12 protein-coding genes are annotated in these 13,670 nt (G+C 67.5%); 8 read left to right on the top strand and 4 right to left on the bottom strand.

Annotated features, from left to right (window positions below; translation table 11 throughout):
- Nucleotides 1–106: 106 nt before the first annotated feature.
- The 4 genes from proP (at nt 107) to Cte04_RS00815 (ending at nt 5,810) form a co-directional block, all read left to right on the top strand.
- The gene (gene proP, locus Cte04_RS00830; RefSeq protein ID WP_066471715.1) at nt 107–1,633 is read left to right on the top strand and encodes a glycine betaine/L-proline transporter ProP; all 1,527 of its coding nucleotides are present in this window, start codon (nt 107–109) and stop codon (nt 1,631–1,633) included.
- A gap of 450 nt (nt 1,634–2,083) precedes the next feature.
- Nucleotides 2,084–2,920 (top strand): RNA ligase family protein, encoded by an 837-nt coding sequence (locus Cte04_RS00825; RefSeq protein ID WP_066470213.1) that lies wholly within the window; start codon nt 2,084–2,086, stop codon nt 2,918–2,920.
- Nucleotides 2,921–2,992: 72 nt separating this feature from the next.
- On the top strand, nt 2,993–4,144 hold the full coding sequence (locus Cte04_RS00820) for an AAA family ATPase (protein ID WP_066470211.1): 1,152 nt from the start codon (nt 2,993–2,995) through the stop codon (nt 4,142–4,144).
- 280 nt (nt 4,145–4,424) lie between these two features.
- Nucleotides 4,425–5,810, top strand: coding sequence for a GntP family permease (locus tag Cte04_RS00815; RefSeq protein WP_066470208.1), 1,386 nt, complete (start codon nt 4,425–4,427; stop codon nt 5,808–5,810).
- Nucleotides 5,811–5,892: 82 nt separating this feature from the next.
- Here Cte04_RS00815 and Cte04_RS00810 read toward each other — a convergent pair whose 3' ends face one another.
- From Cte04_RS00810 to Cte04_RS00795, 4 genes are all read right to left on the bottom strand, one after another.
- Nucleotides 5,893–6,192, bottom strand: coding sequence for a DUF4148 domain-containing protein (locus tag Cte04_RS00810; protein WP_066470205.1), 300 nt, complete (start codon nt 6,190–6,192; stop codon nt 5,893–5,895).
- Between the two features lie 145 nt (nt 6,193–6,337).
- The gene (locus tag Cte04_RS00805; RefSeq protein WP_066470202.1) at nt 6,338–7,579 is read right to left on the bottom strand and encodes a cyanate transporter; all 1,242 of its coding nucleotides are present in this window, start codon (nt 7,577–7,579) and stop codon (nt 6,338–6,340) included.
- Between the two features lie 121 nt (nt 7,580–7,700).
- Entirely contained in the window at nt 7,701–8,162 is a 462-nt protein-coding gene (locus Cte04_RS00800) for a nucleoside deaminase (protein WP_083526426.1), read from the bottom strand.
- Nucleotides 8,163–8,286: 124 nt separating this feature from the next.
- Nucleotides 8,287–9,273: an alpha/beta hydrolase gene (locus tag Cte04_RS00795; protein ID WP_066470197.1), complete on the bottom strand. Its 987-nt coding sequence runs from the start codon at nt 9,271–9,273 to the stop codon at nt 8,287–8,289.
- A 306-nt stretch (nt 9,274–9,579) separates the two neighbouring features.
- Here Cte04_RS00795 and Cte04_RS00790 point away from each other — a divergent pair, with 306 nt between their 5' ends.
- From Cte04_RS00790 to Cte04_RS00775, 4 genes are read left to right on the top strand one after another with little or no spacing between them, the layout of a single operon-like run.
- Nucleotides 9,580–10,674 carry a LuxE/PaaK family acyltransferase gene (locus Cte04_RS00790; protein WP_066470183.1) on the top strand — a complete coding sequence of 365 codons (1,095 nt, stop codon included), beginning with the start codon at nt 9,580–9,582 and terminating at the stop codon, nt 10,672–10,674.
- Nucleotides 10,671–12,122: an acyl-CoA reductase gene (locus Cte04_RS00785; RefSeq protein WP_066470179.1), complete on the top strand. Its 1,452-nt coding sequence runs from the start codon at nt 10,671–10,673 to the stop codon at nt 12,120–12,122. Before Cte04_RS00790 ends, Cte04_RS00785 begins: the two co-directional genes overlap by 4 nt.
- 16 nt (nt 12,123–12,138) lie before the next feature.
- Complete coding sequence (locus tag Cte04_RS00780) at nt 12,139–12,885, top strand: ABC transporter ATP-binding protein (RefSeq protein WP_066470176.1); 747 nt, start codon at nt 12,139–12,141, stop codon at nt 12,883–12,885.
- Nucleotides 12,885–13,670 (top strand): ABC transporter permease, encoded by a 786-nt coding sequence (locus Cte04_RS00775; RefSeq protein ID WP_174522878.1) that lies wholly within the window; start codon nt 12,885–12,887, stop codon nt 13,668–13,670. The genes Cte04_RS00780 and Cte04_RS00775 overlap by 1 nt, the downstream gene beginning before the upstream one ends.

Here is a 13,670-nt window from a genome sequence, read left to right as displayed (position 1 = left end):
CTCCTACAGGCACGGCAAGGCGTATCCGCTCAAGATCAGCCATCTGCATGAATCAAGAGAGGATCCGATGAGCACGACTCCCGAGCCCAAGGATGCCGCTGCCAGCATGCCGCCGCTGATTCCCACGCAAAGCGGCACGCTGGAGCTGCACGACATCACCATCGTCGACCAGAGCAAGCTCAAGAAGGCGATCTCGGCGGCGGCCCTGGGCAATGCGATGGAATGGTTCGACTTCGGCGTCTATGGCTTCGTGGCCTATGCGCTGGGCAAGGTGTTCTTTCCCGACGCGTCGCCGAGCGTGCAGATGATCGCGGCGCTGGGCACCTTCTCCGTGCCGTTCCTGGTGCGACCGCTGGGCGGCGTGTTCTTCGGGGTGCTGGGCGACCGGTTCGGGCGCCAGAAGGTGCTGTCCACCACCATCATCATCATGGCCGTCAGCACCTTCTGCATCGGGCTGATTCCCTCGTACGACAGCATAGGCATCTGGGCTCCCATCCTGCTGCTGCTGTGCAAGCTGGCGCAGGGCTTTTCGGTGGGCGGCGAATACACGGGCGCGGCCATCTTCGTGGCCGAGTATGCGCCGGACCGCAAGCGCGGCTTTCTGGGCAGCTTCCTGGACTTCGGCTCCATCGCCGGCTTTGTGCTGGGCGCCGGCGTGGTGGTGCTGCTGCAGAGCATTCTGGGCGAGGACCGCTTCGTGGAATGGGGCTGGCGCCTGCCTTTCTTCATGGCGGCGCCGCTGGGCTTCCTGGGCCTGTACCTGCGCCATGCGGCCGAGGAGACTCCGGCCTTCCAGCAGCAGCTGGAGATGATGGAAAGAGAGGACCAGGAAGACGTGGAAAACCGCCCGCGCGTGTCCTTCAGGGAAATCGCCACGCGTTTCTGGCGGCCGCTGCTGATTTGCGTGGGGCTGGTGCTGACCACCAACATCACCTACTACATGCTGCTGACCTACATGCCCAGCTACCTGACCCACAACATGCATTACGCCGAAGGGCACGGGGTGCTCATCATCATCGCCGTGATGATCGGCATGCTGTTCGTGCAGCCGGTCATCGGCATGGCCAGCGACCGGTTCGGGCGCCGGCCCTTCGTGCTGTTCGGCTCGGTGGCGCTGCTGGTGCTTGCCGTGCCGTGCTTTCGCCTCATCATCAGCGGCGAGATCGGGCTGATCTTCCTGGGCCTGTTCATCCTGGCCGTGATCCTCAATGCATTCACCGGCGTCATGGCATCGACGCTGCCGGCCATGTTCCCCACGCGCATCCGCTACAGCGCGCTGGCCAGCGCCTTCAACATCGCCATCATTCTCGCGGGCCTGACGCCCACCATCGCGGCCGCGCTGGTCGACTCCTCGGGCAATCTCTACATTCCGGCCTACTACCTGATGCTGGTGGCCGTGATCGGCATCGTCACGGGCATTTTCATGAAGGAAACGGCGAACCGGCCGCTGCGCGGCGCCACGCCATCGGCCTCCAGCAAGAAGGAGGCACGGGAGCTGCTGGTGCAGACCTATGAGCACATCGAGCAGAGCGTGGAGGACATCGATGCCGAGATCGCGCGGCTGCAGGTGCAGATCCAGGCGCTGGAGGCGCGCAAGCAGCAGTATGTGGATCTGCATCCCAAGCTGGGCTGAAGGCGGCCGGACTCCATCCGTGCCTGGAGCTGTGTGCTTTGCGCCACAGAGCGGATGGCGAGGCTTGGCAAGCATCCATTGCATTGCCTACACTTGCGGCCCTTATTCCATCTGAATCAACAGCTCTCATTTTTGAGGTGCATCATGCCCCGCCGCTCTCGTTTCTGCTGAACGACTTCGTCACACGCTGATTTCTGAAACCCTTCAGAAGTCCTGCCTGTGCGCTGCGGTGCGTGGCTCTCGACCTGCCCAGAACTCTCCTGGGCTGCTGCCGTATGACTTTGCTTCCATACGGCGCCTGAGTTTCCGCCACATCCTTCCATGATTGCCCGGACCTGAATCCCTGGTGCGGCAAGCATAGTCTTCGCTTCATTGCGGCGCGCGTCGTCGTCGGCTCTCCATTCCTGCGCCATGCCGCGCAGGCCTTGCTTCGACCTTGGAAAGTTCGACATGACTTCACAACATCTATTCAACCTGGAGATTCTCAAATACCCGCGCACGCCGCACCTGCGCGGCTCGCGCCTGCAGAGCGGCGACCACGACGATGCCGTGCCCTACGCGGCGCTGGCCGGCCGCCATATCGTGGTCGAGGAAAAGCTCGACGGCGCCAATGCCGCGTTGAGTTTCGGCGCCGACGGTAGCCTGCTGCTGCAGTCGCGCGGACACTATCTGCGGGCCGACCAGTGCGGCGGGCGCGAGCGCCAGTTCAATGCCTACAAGCAGTGGGCGCGTGCGCACGAGGATGCGCTGATGCGGCTGCTGGATGACCGCTACGTGATGTACGGCGAATGGCTGTATGCCAAGCATTCGCTGTATTACGACGCGCTGCCGCACTGGTTCTGCGAGTTCGACATCTGGGACCGCTCGGCGCAGCACTTCCTCGATACGCCGCGCCGCCATGCCTTGCTGGCCGGCGTACCCGTGGTCTCGGTGCCCGTGCTCTACAGCGGCACGGCGCCCTACCGCGAGCGGGACCTGCTGGCCATGCTCGCGCCTTCGCTGGCGCGCAGCCCGGGCTGGAAGTGCGCCTTCGAGGCGCAGGTCCGGCGGCAGAAGCTGGACCTGCCCCTGGCCTGGCGGCAGACCGATGCCTCCGATCTGGCCGAAGGCCTGTACATCAAGGTCGAGGAGGGCGGGCAGACCGTGGCGCGCTACAAGTTCGTGCGCTCCGACTTCGTGCAGGTGATCCTGGATTCGGGCTCGCACCACAGCGAGCGGCCCATCGTGCCCAACGGCCTGCGTGCCGGTGTCGATATTTTTGCCGATGCAATCAAAAAATACTGGTAACGCTTGTCTGCCAAGCGTTGAAAGCTATCAAGACCGTAGCGAACGAAGAGGGCTGCGGCGAAAGGAGTTTTTATGTGGAGCTGGAAACAGATGGCGGCCCTGGTGCCGCATGCGGCCGGCGACGATGTGGACTGGGCGGCCTGCCTGCAGGCCTTTCCGCAGCTAGAGCTGGCCAGGACCACGCCGCAGGACCCGGTGTTCCATGCCGAAGGCGACGTGTGGACGCATACGCAGATGGTGGTGCGCGAGCTGCTGGAGGACGGCGACTATGCGCGGCTGGCGCCGGCCGAGCGCGAGACCGTGTTCCTGGCCGCGTTGCTGCACGATGTGGCCAAGTGTTCGACCACGCAGGTCGATGACCATGGCCGTATCTCGCAGCCCGGCCACTCGCGCAAGGGCGCCCTTGATGCGCGCCTCATGCTCTGGGAAGCGGGCGCGCCCGTGGCCCAGCGCGAGGCGATATGCCGGCTGATCGCCGTGCACCAGATGCCGTTCTTTGCATTTGCGGATTCGCGCCGCGGCCTGTCGCCCGAATTCATCGTGCGCGAACTATCCTGGCAGGTCGACCTGCATCTGCTGGTGCTGCTGGCGCGGGCCGATATTCGCGGCCGCATCTGCCCCGATGTGGGCAACGTCCTGGTCAACATCGAGCTGCTGCGGGAGCTGGCGCTGGAGGAGGGCTGCCTGCGCACGCCGCGCCGGTTTGCGTCGGCCGAGACTGCGGTGCGCTATTTCCGCGGTGCCGAGCTGCATCCGGACTATGCGCTGCACGAGGAGCCGGGCTCGCAGGTGGTGGTGATGTGCGGGCTGCCGGCTTCGGGCAAGAACACCTGGGTGGCGCAGCACCATCCAGGCCTGCCCGTGGTGTCGTTCGACGATGCGCGCGCCGAGCTGGGCCTGCGTCACGGGCAGAACGAAGGCGCGGCGGCCCACCTTGCCGTGGACAAGGCCAGGGCCTTGCTGCGCGCCGGTGCGCCCTTTGTCTGGAATGCCACGCATCTGTCGCGCCAGATGCGCGGCAAATCCGTGGACCTGTGCCTGGCCTATGGCGCCCGCGTGCAGCTGGTGCACCTGGAGGCTGCCAAGCCCGTGCTGCTGGAGCGCAACCGCAACCGCGACACCACGCTGTCCAATGCGGCGCTGCTGTCCATGCTGCACCGCTGGGAAGTGCCCCTGCCCACCGAAGCCCATGGCCTGCAGCTGCTGGCTTCAGAGCGCCCTTGAGAAATGCCCCGCATGGGGCTTTTTTTTTGTGCCGCCGGCCATGCGGGCGCTTTCCCGTTCCTACGTAATATCCGCATCAGTATTGTCCATACAAAAAGCGCACAATCCGGGCCAACCCTAGATCAATACCACAACATGGGCGGCCGCCTCCGGCGCGGCACTTCCTGCTCCACTGCGCATCGCGCGAACGGCGACAGCCTACAGCTGACGCGTTCGCGCCTTCTTAACATGGGCCTGCGGGGTGTGCGTTGAAGCAGCCAGCCAAAACCGAGGTTCATCCATGACCCATCTAGACATACAGCTGTTGCTGACCGCCCTGGTCAGCGTACTGGTGCTGGTCGCGCTCATCGTGTCGCGCCTGAAGATGCACCCGCTTCTGGCGCTGCTCGTCGTTTCCGTCGGAGTGGGCTTTGCGACCGGCATGGAGCCGGGCAACATCGTCAAGCAACTGACCAACGGCGCCGGCAAGACGCTGGGCGCGGTAGGTGTGGTGATCGCGCTGGGCGCCATGCTCGGCAAGATTCTGGCCGACGCCGGCATCACGGAGCAGATCGCCGAAGCCATCCTGAAGCATGCTTCGGACCGCATGATTCCCTGGGCCATGACCCTGGTGGCCTTCATCGTGGGCATACCGATGTTTTTCGAGGTGGGCCTGGTCGTCATGCTGCCGCTGATATTCAGCGTGGCGCGCAAGCTGGAGGGCCATGCCCGTTTCAAGGGGTCGGCCTATGTGTACGTCGGCGTGCCCGTGATCTCGGCGCTTGCCGCCATGCATGGCATGGTGCCGCCCCATCCGGGTCCGCTGACCGCGATTGCCACGCTCAAGACGGCCGTGGGCCCCACCATGCTGTACGGCTTCCTGGCGGCCATACCCGCCATGATTCTCGGCGGCCCGCTCTACGGCGCCTTCATCTCCCCGCGCATGAGCACCAGGCCCGACCAGACGCTGCTGGACCAGTTCACCATCACCGAAAAAGCCGACAACGCGCAGCGGCCCGGCATCGGCCTGGGCGTGCTGGCGGCGCTGCTGCCGGCTATCCTGATGCTGGTCCATGCGGTGGCCGAGATGGTGCTGCCCAAGAACAGCCCGGCCATGCAGGTGGCGGGCTTTCTGGGCAATCCGCTGATCGCCATGCTGCTGGGAGTACTGTTCGCCATCGTGGCCCTGGTGGTCGCGCGCGGCGGCGACACGGAAAAGCTGCGCGATGCGCTGGGCAAGAGCCTCAAGCCGATTGCCTCGATCATCATGATCATTGCGGGCGGCGGCGCCTTCCAGCAGATGCTGACCAGCGCCAAGGTGGGCGATGCCATCGTGAACCTCACGCAGCAGTTTGCCTTCCCGCCGCTGATCCTGGGCTGGCTGATCGCCATGCTGCTGTCGGTCTCCACCGGCTCGGCCACCGTGGGCATCGTGGGCGCGGCCGGCCTGCTTGCCCCGCTGGCCGGAGCCGATCCCAGCCTGAACCTGCCTTTGCTGGCCCTGTCCATCGGCTGCGGCTCGCTGTTCTTCAACTATGCCAACCACGCGGGCTTCTGGATGGTCAAGGAATCCTTCGGCATGACCATGGGCGAAGCCACCAAGACGATTTCGGTGGTGCAGTCCATCGTCGCCGTGGTGGGCCTGGTCATGGTGCTGATCTTCAATGCGGCCATGCCCGTCCATTGAAGCATGGCTGCATTGCCAGCACGGCCTGCGCAGAAACACAAAATGCCCCGAAAGGGGCATTTTTCATGGGCGGCCGCGGGGCTTAGCTGCCGAAGCTCAGTCCGCCGTTTTGCATGGCAGCCAGCGTTTCGGCGCGGACCTGGGCGCGCGTCACGGTCGAGGCCTGTTCCTGCCTGGGGCTGACATAGGTGAAGTCGTAGTTGGGCAGTGTGCCCTGTTCCTGGGCCAGCTTGAGTTCGTGGATGACTTCGGCGCGTGTCAGCGTGCTTTGGCTTTGCACCTGCGGTGGGTAATGGTCGGCGGTAAAGTCCTGGCCGGCCTGGGCGGCAATGGCAGACAGGGCCACGGCGGCGGCAAGAGCGATGCGGCTGGTGTTTTTCATTTTCTTTCCTTCACTTCGAGTGTGGGGCCGGTGTCCGCCGCGGAAATCGCGTTGTGGCGTCGAACCCATGGCCTGAACTTTAGAAGCGAAGCGGCTTCAGAAAAATGCTGCATTGCACAACATATTATTTCTAAAGCTGAAACAATCAATGCAGCTCGGGTGCCCGCATCGCGCTCGCATAGTGCCGGGGATTGAAGCGCAGCATCAGCATGCCGACCACCGCTGCGGCGCTGGCCTGGTAGAGCCAGCCCGTGATCCAGCTGCCGCTGAGCTGCAGCAGCTGGGCCATGATCCACGGCGCCAGCGCGGCCAAAATGAAGCCGCCGCCCTGCATGAGGGCGTTGAGTGCGCCGGCCTGCGTGGGCGAGGGCAGGTGGTCCAGCGCCACCACCATGAAGAGCGAAAAGCAGCCTCCCAGGCCCATGCCCAGCACAATGCCGTTGAGCGTGGGAAAGGCGTCGGGCCACCAGGCCAGGCCCGCAAAGCCGGCAATCTGCATCAGCAGCGTAGCCAGCACCCAGGGGCGGCGGTCCGTGCTGCGCGCGGCCAGCGCGGGCATGGCCAGGGCCGAGGCGGCCTGGGCTATGGACAGAATGGCCACCAGCGAACCGCTTTGCGTGGCCGTCCAGCCATGGGTCTGGTAGAAGGGCGCCAGCCAGGCCACGGTCGAGGCATAGCCGCCGTTCATCACGCCAAAGCTCAGCAGCAGCAGCCAGGTGCGGCCGCGGCGCATCAGCCAGCCGGTATCGCTGGCTGCGGCAGGGGCGGCCGTGCCGCCCTTGGGGCGCGGTGCGGTGGATGTGGCCTGCATCAGGCCCAGCGCATGCCAGGCCAGGGGCAGGGCGACCAGCACGGGGATCACCCACATGGCCAGCGCGGCCTGCCAGCTCCAGCCCCATTGCACGGCCAGCGGCGAGATCTGGGCGCCCAGCGCGCCGCCGCCCATGAGGGCACCGGAGTACAGGCCCATCATGGGAGCCACGTTGTGCGGCGACTGGCGCTTGATCAGCCCCGGGAAGATGCCCTGCACCAGGGCCACGCCGCAGCCGCACAGGCCGGCCGTGGCGATCAGCATCCAGCTGCTGGAGCCGGCCAGGCGCAGCCCGCAGCCCAGGCCGATCAGGCATAGCGAGAAGGCAATCGCACGCCGCGCCCCCAGGCGCTGCAGCGCGGAAGGCGCCAGCCAGGCGCCGGCGCCCATCAGCGCCATGGGCAGCAGCGTCAGCCAGGAGAAGGTGCGCAGGTCCATGCCCGTGGCACTCTGTATGGCCTGTCCCAGCGGGCCGGATGCGGTGAGGAAGGGGCGCAGATTGATGGTGACCAGAACGACCACGGCCAGCCATAGAAGTGGCGGCACATGGCGCGGTGAAGCATTGGATGTGGACATGGGTCGGTCCGGGCCGGCGGCGCCTGGCGGGGCGCAAGGGCAGCCGTCCCGTGGAAAAGGGCTTGTTGGAGAATTTTTTGTGCCGTCGGAGCAGGCCCCGGGTGCGCGGTTCCTGAGGGCTTCAGGCCTGGGGCCAGGGCTCGTCGCCGTAGAGCTGCTCGGCGCGGATGCCGGTGGCTATGCGCTCGATTGGCAGCGGCGGCGGCGCCAGAGGCAGGCGCAGCCGCTGGTAGGCGGCTTCGCTGGACATGCCGTAGGGCGCGGCATCCTGGTTGTCGAAGGCGAAGAACACCTGCTTGGCGCCGCCCATGACGAGGGCAGCCAGGCACATGGGGCAGGGGTGGCCGCTGGCGTAGATCGTCAGGCCGGCCAGGCTGGGGTTGGCCAGCTTGCGCGTGCCCGCGCGGATGGCTTCCATCTCGGCATGGGTGCTGGGATCGTGGCTGGCAACAATGCCGTTCACGCCGGTGGAGATGACTTCTCCGTCCCGCGCGAGCACGGCGCCGAACGGGCGCCCGCCGCGCAGGCGGTTTTCATGGGCCAGGTCAACGGCCTGGCGCATCAGTTCCTGATGGGATTTCATTGCTATCGAAAAAAGAGCGGCTGGCGCTTGATGGGATTGCGCACAGGGCTTGAATGGATGTGATTCCGGATAAGGCCAGAGTACACCCGGATGCCTTTCCCTTGGCGCATGCGGGACGCAAAGCTCATTTGCCCTGGGTGCAGGGATGCGCAACCTGCAGCTGCGTGAGCGCCGCGCAGGCCTGTTCCACCTGCTGGCGTGCGGCCGCACTGGCCGCGAGCATGCGGGCAAAGCCGTGCACCATGCCCGGCGCGCGCAGCAGCTGCACGGGCGCGCCGAGCTGCTGTGCGCGCAGGGCGAAGGTTTCGCCCTCGTCGCGCAATATGTCATGGCTGGCCGTCATGACGACGGTGGGGGGAAGCCGGGCCATCTCGGCATCGCAGCGGCCTGGCGTCAGCCACTGCGCGGCGATGCCCCGGGGCTGGCCCAGATCCTGCCAGTAGCGTTGCATGGCCTGCGGCGTCAGGCCGTAGCCCTCGGCAAAGGCCTGCATGCTGGACGTCCGGGCATCCGGCAGCAGCGGCGGATAGAGCAGCAGGAGCGCTGCGATGCATGCGCCCGCCATCGGGCCAGAACCTTTCTCCTGCAGCTGGCGCACGACGGCGGCCAGCGCCAGATGGCCGCCCGCGCTGTCTCCGCCCAGCAGCACGCGGGCGCTGCCCTGTTCGCGGTGCAGCCATTGCAGCACGGCCATCACATCGTCCAGCGGCGCGGGAAACGGGTTTTCGGGCGTTCTGCGGTAGTGGACCGACAGCACGCAGTGGCCGGTGAAATGTGCAAGGTGCTCGCACAGGTCGTCATGCGTGTTCAGGTCGCCGACCATCCAGCCGCCGCCATGCAGCCATACCAGCGTCTGCCGGGCCGGCTGGCCTTTCTTCTGATAGCTTCTCACACAGATCTCGCGGCCTTCTGCCGCCAGGAAGTGGTCCTGCCGTGCAATGCTGGGCAGCGGCGAACGGATCAGCCGCGCCTGCAGCTCGCTCAGCCGGCGCCGGCGCTGTGCATAGCATAGGCCGGGCGTGGCGGTGTCGGCATCCAGCCGGGCAAAGCGCTGCAGCGTGCGGGCCAGTGCGGGGTCGATGTCGTCGGGAGATGGCTGGGGGGCAGTCATGGCGCCATCATAAATTTGAGAGCTGCCGGCGGCTGTGCCCGTTGTACAAAGCCCGCTCCGATGGCGCTTCCGCGCGGCAGTGCGGAGATCGTGAACATGCTTTCAATCCTGGAAGGAGCCGACCGGCACCGCTGCGGTATGATAGCCGTCCGCTCCGGGGTGCACGCCAGTGCTGAGATCCACACCCGAGAACTTGAACCGGGTCATTCCGGCGGAAGAAGAGCTTGCATTCCCACGTGGCCGCATTTGCCGGCGCCACGGGCGGGAGCCTTCGGAGCATCACGTCCCAGCTCTCGAAGGAATTCCATGGACAAGGCCGCTTCACTGGTCGCCGACCTGCTCGCATTCATCGCGATGGACGGCTGCACCGACGACCAGTTCGACCAGCTCGCGCTCAGGCTCTTCGCCTACCAGTACGAATCCAACGCGCCGTTCCGCAGCTTCTGCCAGCGGCGCGGCGCCACGCCGCGCAACGTGAAGACCTGGAGCGACATCCCGGCCGTGCCCATCGACGCCTTCAAGGCCATGGAACTGCGCAGCGAGCCGGCCTCGCCCGCCGAGCGCGTGTTCATGACCAGCGGCACCACGGGCCAGGCCAAGGGCCTGGCCGCGCGCGGGCGCCACTTTCATCCCAAGCTTGAGGTCTACGACCTGTCGATGACGCGCAACTTTGCCCGGCGCTTCATGCGGGGCGTGGAGCGCCTGCCCATGGGCATCCTCTTTCCCGACGAGCAGGCCATGCCCAACTCGTCGCTGGCGCACTACCTGGCGCTGGCCAGGTCCGAATTCGGCACGGAAGGCAGCCGCTACTGGCTCACGCCCGAGGGCCTGGATATGCCCGGCCTGTGCGCGGCGCTGCAGGAGGCCGAGCGCAGCGGCCAGCCCTATGCGCTGCTGGGCGCGAGCTTCAGCCTGGTGCATGTGATGGACGCGCTGCGCGCCGAAGGCCGCAGCTTCCGCCTGCCCGCGGGCAGCCGCATCCTGGACACGGGCGGCTACAAGGGCCAGTCGCGCGAGCTGCCGCTCGAAGAGTTCTACGCCGATCTGTCGCAACTGCTGGGCGTGCCGCGCACGCACTGCATCAACATGTACGGCATGACCGAGCTGAGCACGCAGTTCTACGACGACGGCAACGCCACGCTGCCCTCGATCAAGTCGGGTCCGCACTGGATACGCTCGCGCCTGGTCGAACCCGTCACCGGCCGCAGCGTGGCGCCCGGCGAGCGCGGCATCCTCGTGCACTGCGACCTGGCCAACTACAACGCGGTCACCACCATCCTGACCGAGGACGTGGGCCTGTGGGCGGACGGAGGCTTCCTATTGCTCGGGCGCGCCGAAGGTGCTGCCGCCAAGGGCTGCTCGCTGGCCGTCGAGGAATTCGTGAAGGCCGCCGCGGCATGACGGTCGAGCGGATCACGGCCGGCTACCTGCCCGGGCTGCGCGAGGACGAGGTGCAGTGGCAGGTGCTGCCCTTCGAGCGCGAGGGCTTGACGCTGGAGGTGTCCGTGCCCGTGCTGACCGCCGCGCAGATGCAGGCGCTGGCGCAGCGCGTGCGCGCGGCTGCCAACCGCCACCTGCGCACGATGGCGGTGGCCGACATCATCGACGTGCTGGACCGTGCCATCGCCCGCCTGCTGGACCGCAGCGACCCCTACCGCCGCGAGGCCGAGGCCTGGCTGCCCGTGGTCAGCGGCTACGACGCCGACATGGTGCGGCTGGGGCTGACGGGCTTCTTCAAGACCTTCCGCGCGCCGCAGCTGCGCCGCTTCGTGGCCGAGGACTTTGCCAACCCCGCTGTGCTCGACGGCTTCCAGCCCGCGCCCAAGGGCGGCGCCGTGCGCGCCTTCGGGCCCGACCTGCTGGTGCACAGCTGGGCCGGCAACGTGCCCGCGCTGTCGCTGTGGAGCCTGGTCTGCGGTCTGCTGGTCAAGGCGCCCGCCATCGGCAAGCTGGCCAGCGCCGAGCCCTTGTTCGCCGGCTGGTTCGCGCGGCTGCTGGCCGAGGTCCACCCGCCGCTGGCCGACTGCCTGGCCGTGGTCTGGTGGAGTGGGGCGGGCGGCGAGGAAGCGGATGCGCTCTATGCCCAGGCCGACACGGTGCTGGCTTATGGCGGCAACCAGACGCTGGCTGCGCTGCGCCAGCGCCTGCCCGTGACCACGCGCTTTCTGCCGCACGGCCACAAGCTGGGCTTCGGCCTGGTGGGCGCGGCCGCGCTCGACACGCTCAAGGCACCTGCCGTGGCGCGGCTGGCGGCCTGGGATGTGATGCGCTACGACCAGCAGGGCTGCTATTCGCCCCATGTCTTCTACGTGGAGCGCGGCGCGCCCGTGCCGCCGCGCGCCTTTGCCGACTACCTCGCGGCCGAGCTGGCCAATCTGCAGCGGCGCTTTGCGCGCCGCCCGCTGGCGCTGGAGGAGGGCACGGCCGTGGCCCGCTGGCAGCAGGCCGTGGAATGGGCGGGCGACGGCCAGCAGCTGCTGGGGCCGGTGGATGCGCCCTGGAGCGTGGCCTACAGCGACAGCCTGCAGCCGCTGGCGCCCACGGCCCTGTACCGCACGATTGCCGTGGTCGGCGTGGACAGCCTCGACGCGGTGGTGCCCGTGGCCGCCGCGCAGCGCGACTACCTGCAGACCGCCGGCATTGCCGTTGCGCCCGAGGAGCTGTACCGGCTGGCTGGCCTGCTGGGCGCGGCCGGCGTCACGCGCGTCAGCGCCATCGGGTCCATGAGCATGCCCGAGGCCGGCTGGCACCACGACGGGCGCTTCAACCTGATCGACCTGGTGCGCATGACCGAGATCGAGCAGTCGGCCGAGCTGGCGGCGCAGCCGTTCGCCCCGTATTCGGACTGAAGGGCGGACTGGCGGCATGGCCTTCCTCGACATCCAGCAGGTGGTCTTCACCTATCCGGGCCGCGCCCCCGTGGTGGACGGCGTGGACTGGCACATGCAGGCCGGCGAGTTCCACTGCCTGCTGGGCCGCAGCGGCTGCGGCAAGACCACGCTGCTGCAGCTGGCCGCGGGGCTGCTGAGGCCCCAATCAGGCCATATCGTGTTGCGCGATGGCGAGTTGGCCGCGCCCGGGCCGCAGGTCGGCTTCATGTTCCAGGCGCCCACGCTGCTGGACTGGCACAGCGCGCTGGACAACGTGCTGCTGCCCGTGTCGCTGCAGCGCCGGCCCACGCCGCAGGACCAGGCGCGCGCGCTGCAGCTGCTGGAGCAGCTGGGCCTGGCCGGCCACGCCAGACACCATCCGCGCCAGCTCTCGGGCGGGCAGCAAAGCCGCGTGGCGCTGGCGCGGGCCCTGGTCCTGGAGCCGCCGCTGCTGCTGCTGGACGAGCCCTTTGCCGCGCTGGACGCGATCACCCGCGCCGAGCTGCAGGACGACCTGCTGCGCACCTGCCGCGAACGCGGCACCACGGTGCTCTTCGTCACCCACGACATCAACGAGGCCGTCTACCTGGGCGACCGCATCGCGCTGATGCACCACGGCCGCATCGTGGATGACTGGACCATAGCGCTGCCCGCGCCGCGCACCCAGGCCATGCGCCACGGCGCGGCCTTCAACGACTACTGCGCCCGCGTGCGCGCCGCCATGGACCGGAGCCGCGCATGATGCCGAATCCATTCCAGGCCAGGCTGGTCGCCGCCGCGCTGCTCGTGGTGCTGCTGGGCCTGTGGGAGCTGCTGGTACGGCACTGGGGCCTGTCGGCCCTGGTGCTGCCCGCGCCCTCGGCCATCGCGCAGTCGCTGTGGACCGGCCTGGCCTCGGGCTACTTCTGGCCGCATATCTGGTCCACGCTGCAGGCCCTGCTGCTGGGGCTGGCTGCAGGCAGCGTGGTCGGCCTGCTGGCCGGCATGGCGCTGGCGGAATGGGCGCTGCTGGAGCGCGTGCTCAAGCCCTATATCGTCGTCAGCCAGGTCGTGCCCAAGCTGGCGCTGGCGCCGCTGTTCGTGCTGTGGTTCGGCTTCGGCATGCTGCCCACGGTGCTGATCACCGCGCTGATCTGCTTTTTCCCGTTGATGGAGAACACGCTCACGGGCCTGCGCCAGGTCGATGCCCAGCGCCTGCAGCTGTTCCGCATGCTGGGCGCCACGCGGCTGCAGACTCTGCTGCGCCTGAAGCTGCCCACCGGCCTGCCCGCTATCCTGGCCGGCCTGCGCGTGGCCGTGGTGCTGGCCCTGGTCGGCGCCGTGGTGGCCGAATTCATGGGCGCCAGCCGCGGCCTGGGCGCCGTCGTCATCGCCGCCCAGGGAATGATGGACACCACGCTGATGTTCGCGGCCCTGGTGCTGATTGCCGCCATGGGCCTGCTGCTGTACCAGGCCTGCCTGGTGCTGGAGCGCAGGCTGCTGCGCGCCCACGCCTATACCCAAGACTCTTCCAGCCCTCAACCTTGA

The sequence above is a fragment of the Comamonas terrae genome (assembly GCF_001544075.1).
Classification (GTDB): domain Bacteria; phylum Pseudomonadota; class Gammaproteobacteria; order Burkholderiales; family Burkholderiaceae_C; genus Comamonas; species Comamonas terrae.
Note: the sequence above shows the minus strand (reverse complement) of the source record. Positions and strands in the feature narration are given on the sequence as shown.

What these genes read in the sequence shown, in the direction of transcription:
- proP (WP_066471715.1), top strand. Translation starts at nt 107, where the DNA reads ATGCCGCCGCTGATTCCCACGCAAAGCGGCACGCTGGAGCTGCACGAC.
- Cte04_RS00825 (WP_066470213.1), top strand. Translation starts at nt 2,084, where the DNA reads ATGACTTCACAACATCTATTCAACCTGGAGATTCTCAAATACCCGCGC.
- Cte04_RS00820 (WP_066470211.1), top strand. Translation starts at nt 2,993, where the DNA reads ATGTGGAGCTGGAAACAGATGGCGGCCCTGGTGCCGCATGCGGCCGGC.
- Cte04_RS00815 (WP_066470208.1), top strand. Translation starts at nt 4,425, where the DNA reads ATGACCCATCTAGACATACAGCTGTTGCTGACCGCCCTGGTCAGCGTA.
- Cte04_RS00810 (WP_066470205.1), bottom strand. Translation starts at nt 6,192, where the DNA reads ATGAAAAACACCAGCCGCATCGCTCTTGCCGCCGCCGTGGCCCTGTCT.
- Cte04_RS00805 (WP_066470202.1), bottom strand. Translation starts at nt 7,579, where the DNA reads ATGTCCACATCCAATGCTTCACCGCGCCATGTGCCGCCACTTCTATGG.
- Cte04_RS00800 (WP_083526426.1), bottom strand. Translation starts at nt 8,162, where the DNA reads ATGAAATCCCATCAGGAACTGATGCGCCAGGCCGTTGACCTGGCCCAT.
- Cte04_RS00795 (WP_066470197.1), bottom strand. Translation starts at nt 9,273, where the DNA reads ATGACTGCCCCCCAGCCATCTCCCGACGACATCGACCCCGCACTGGCC.
- Cte04_RS00790 (WP_066470183.1), top strand. Translation starts at nt 9,580, where the DNA reads ATGGACAAGGCCGCTTCACTGGTCGCCGACCTGCTCGCATTCATCGCG.
- Cte04_RS00785 (WP_066470179.1), top strand. Translation starts at nt 10,671, where the DNA reads ATGACGGTCGAGCGGATCACGGCCGGCTACCTGCCCGGGCTGCGCGAG.
- Cte04_RS00780 (WP_066470176.1), top strand. Translation starts at nt 12,139, where the DNA reads ATGGCCTTCCTCGACATCCAGCAGGTGGTCTTCACCTATCCGGGCCGC.
- Cte04_RS00775 (WP_174522878.1), top strand. Translation starts at nt 12,885, where the DNA reads ATGCCGAATCCATTCCAGGCCAGGCTGGTCGCCGCCGCGCTGCTCGTG.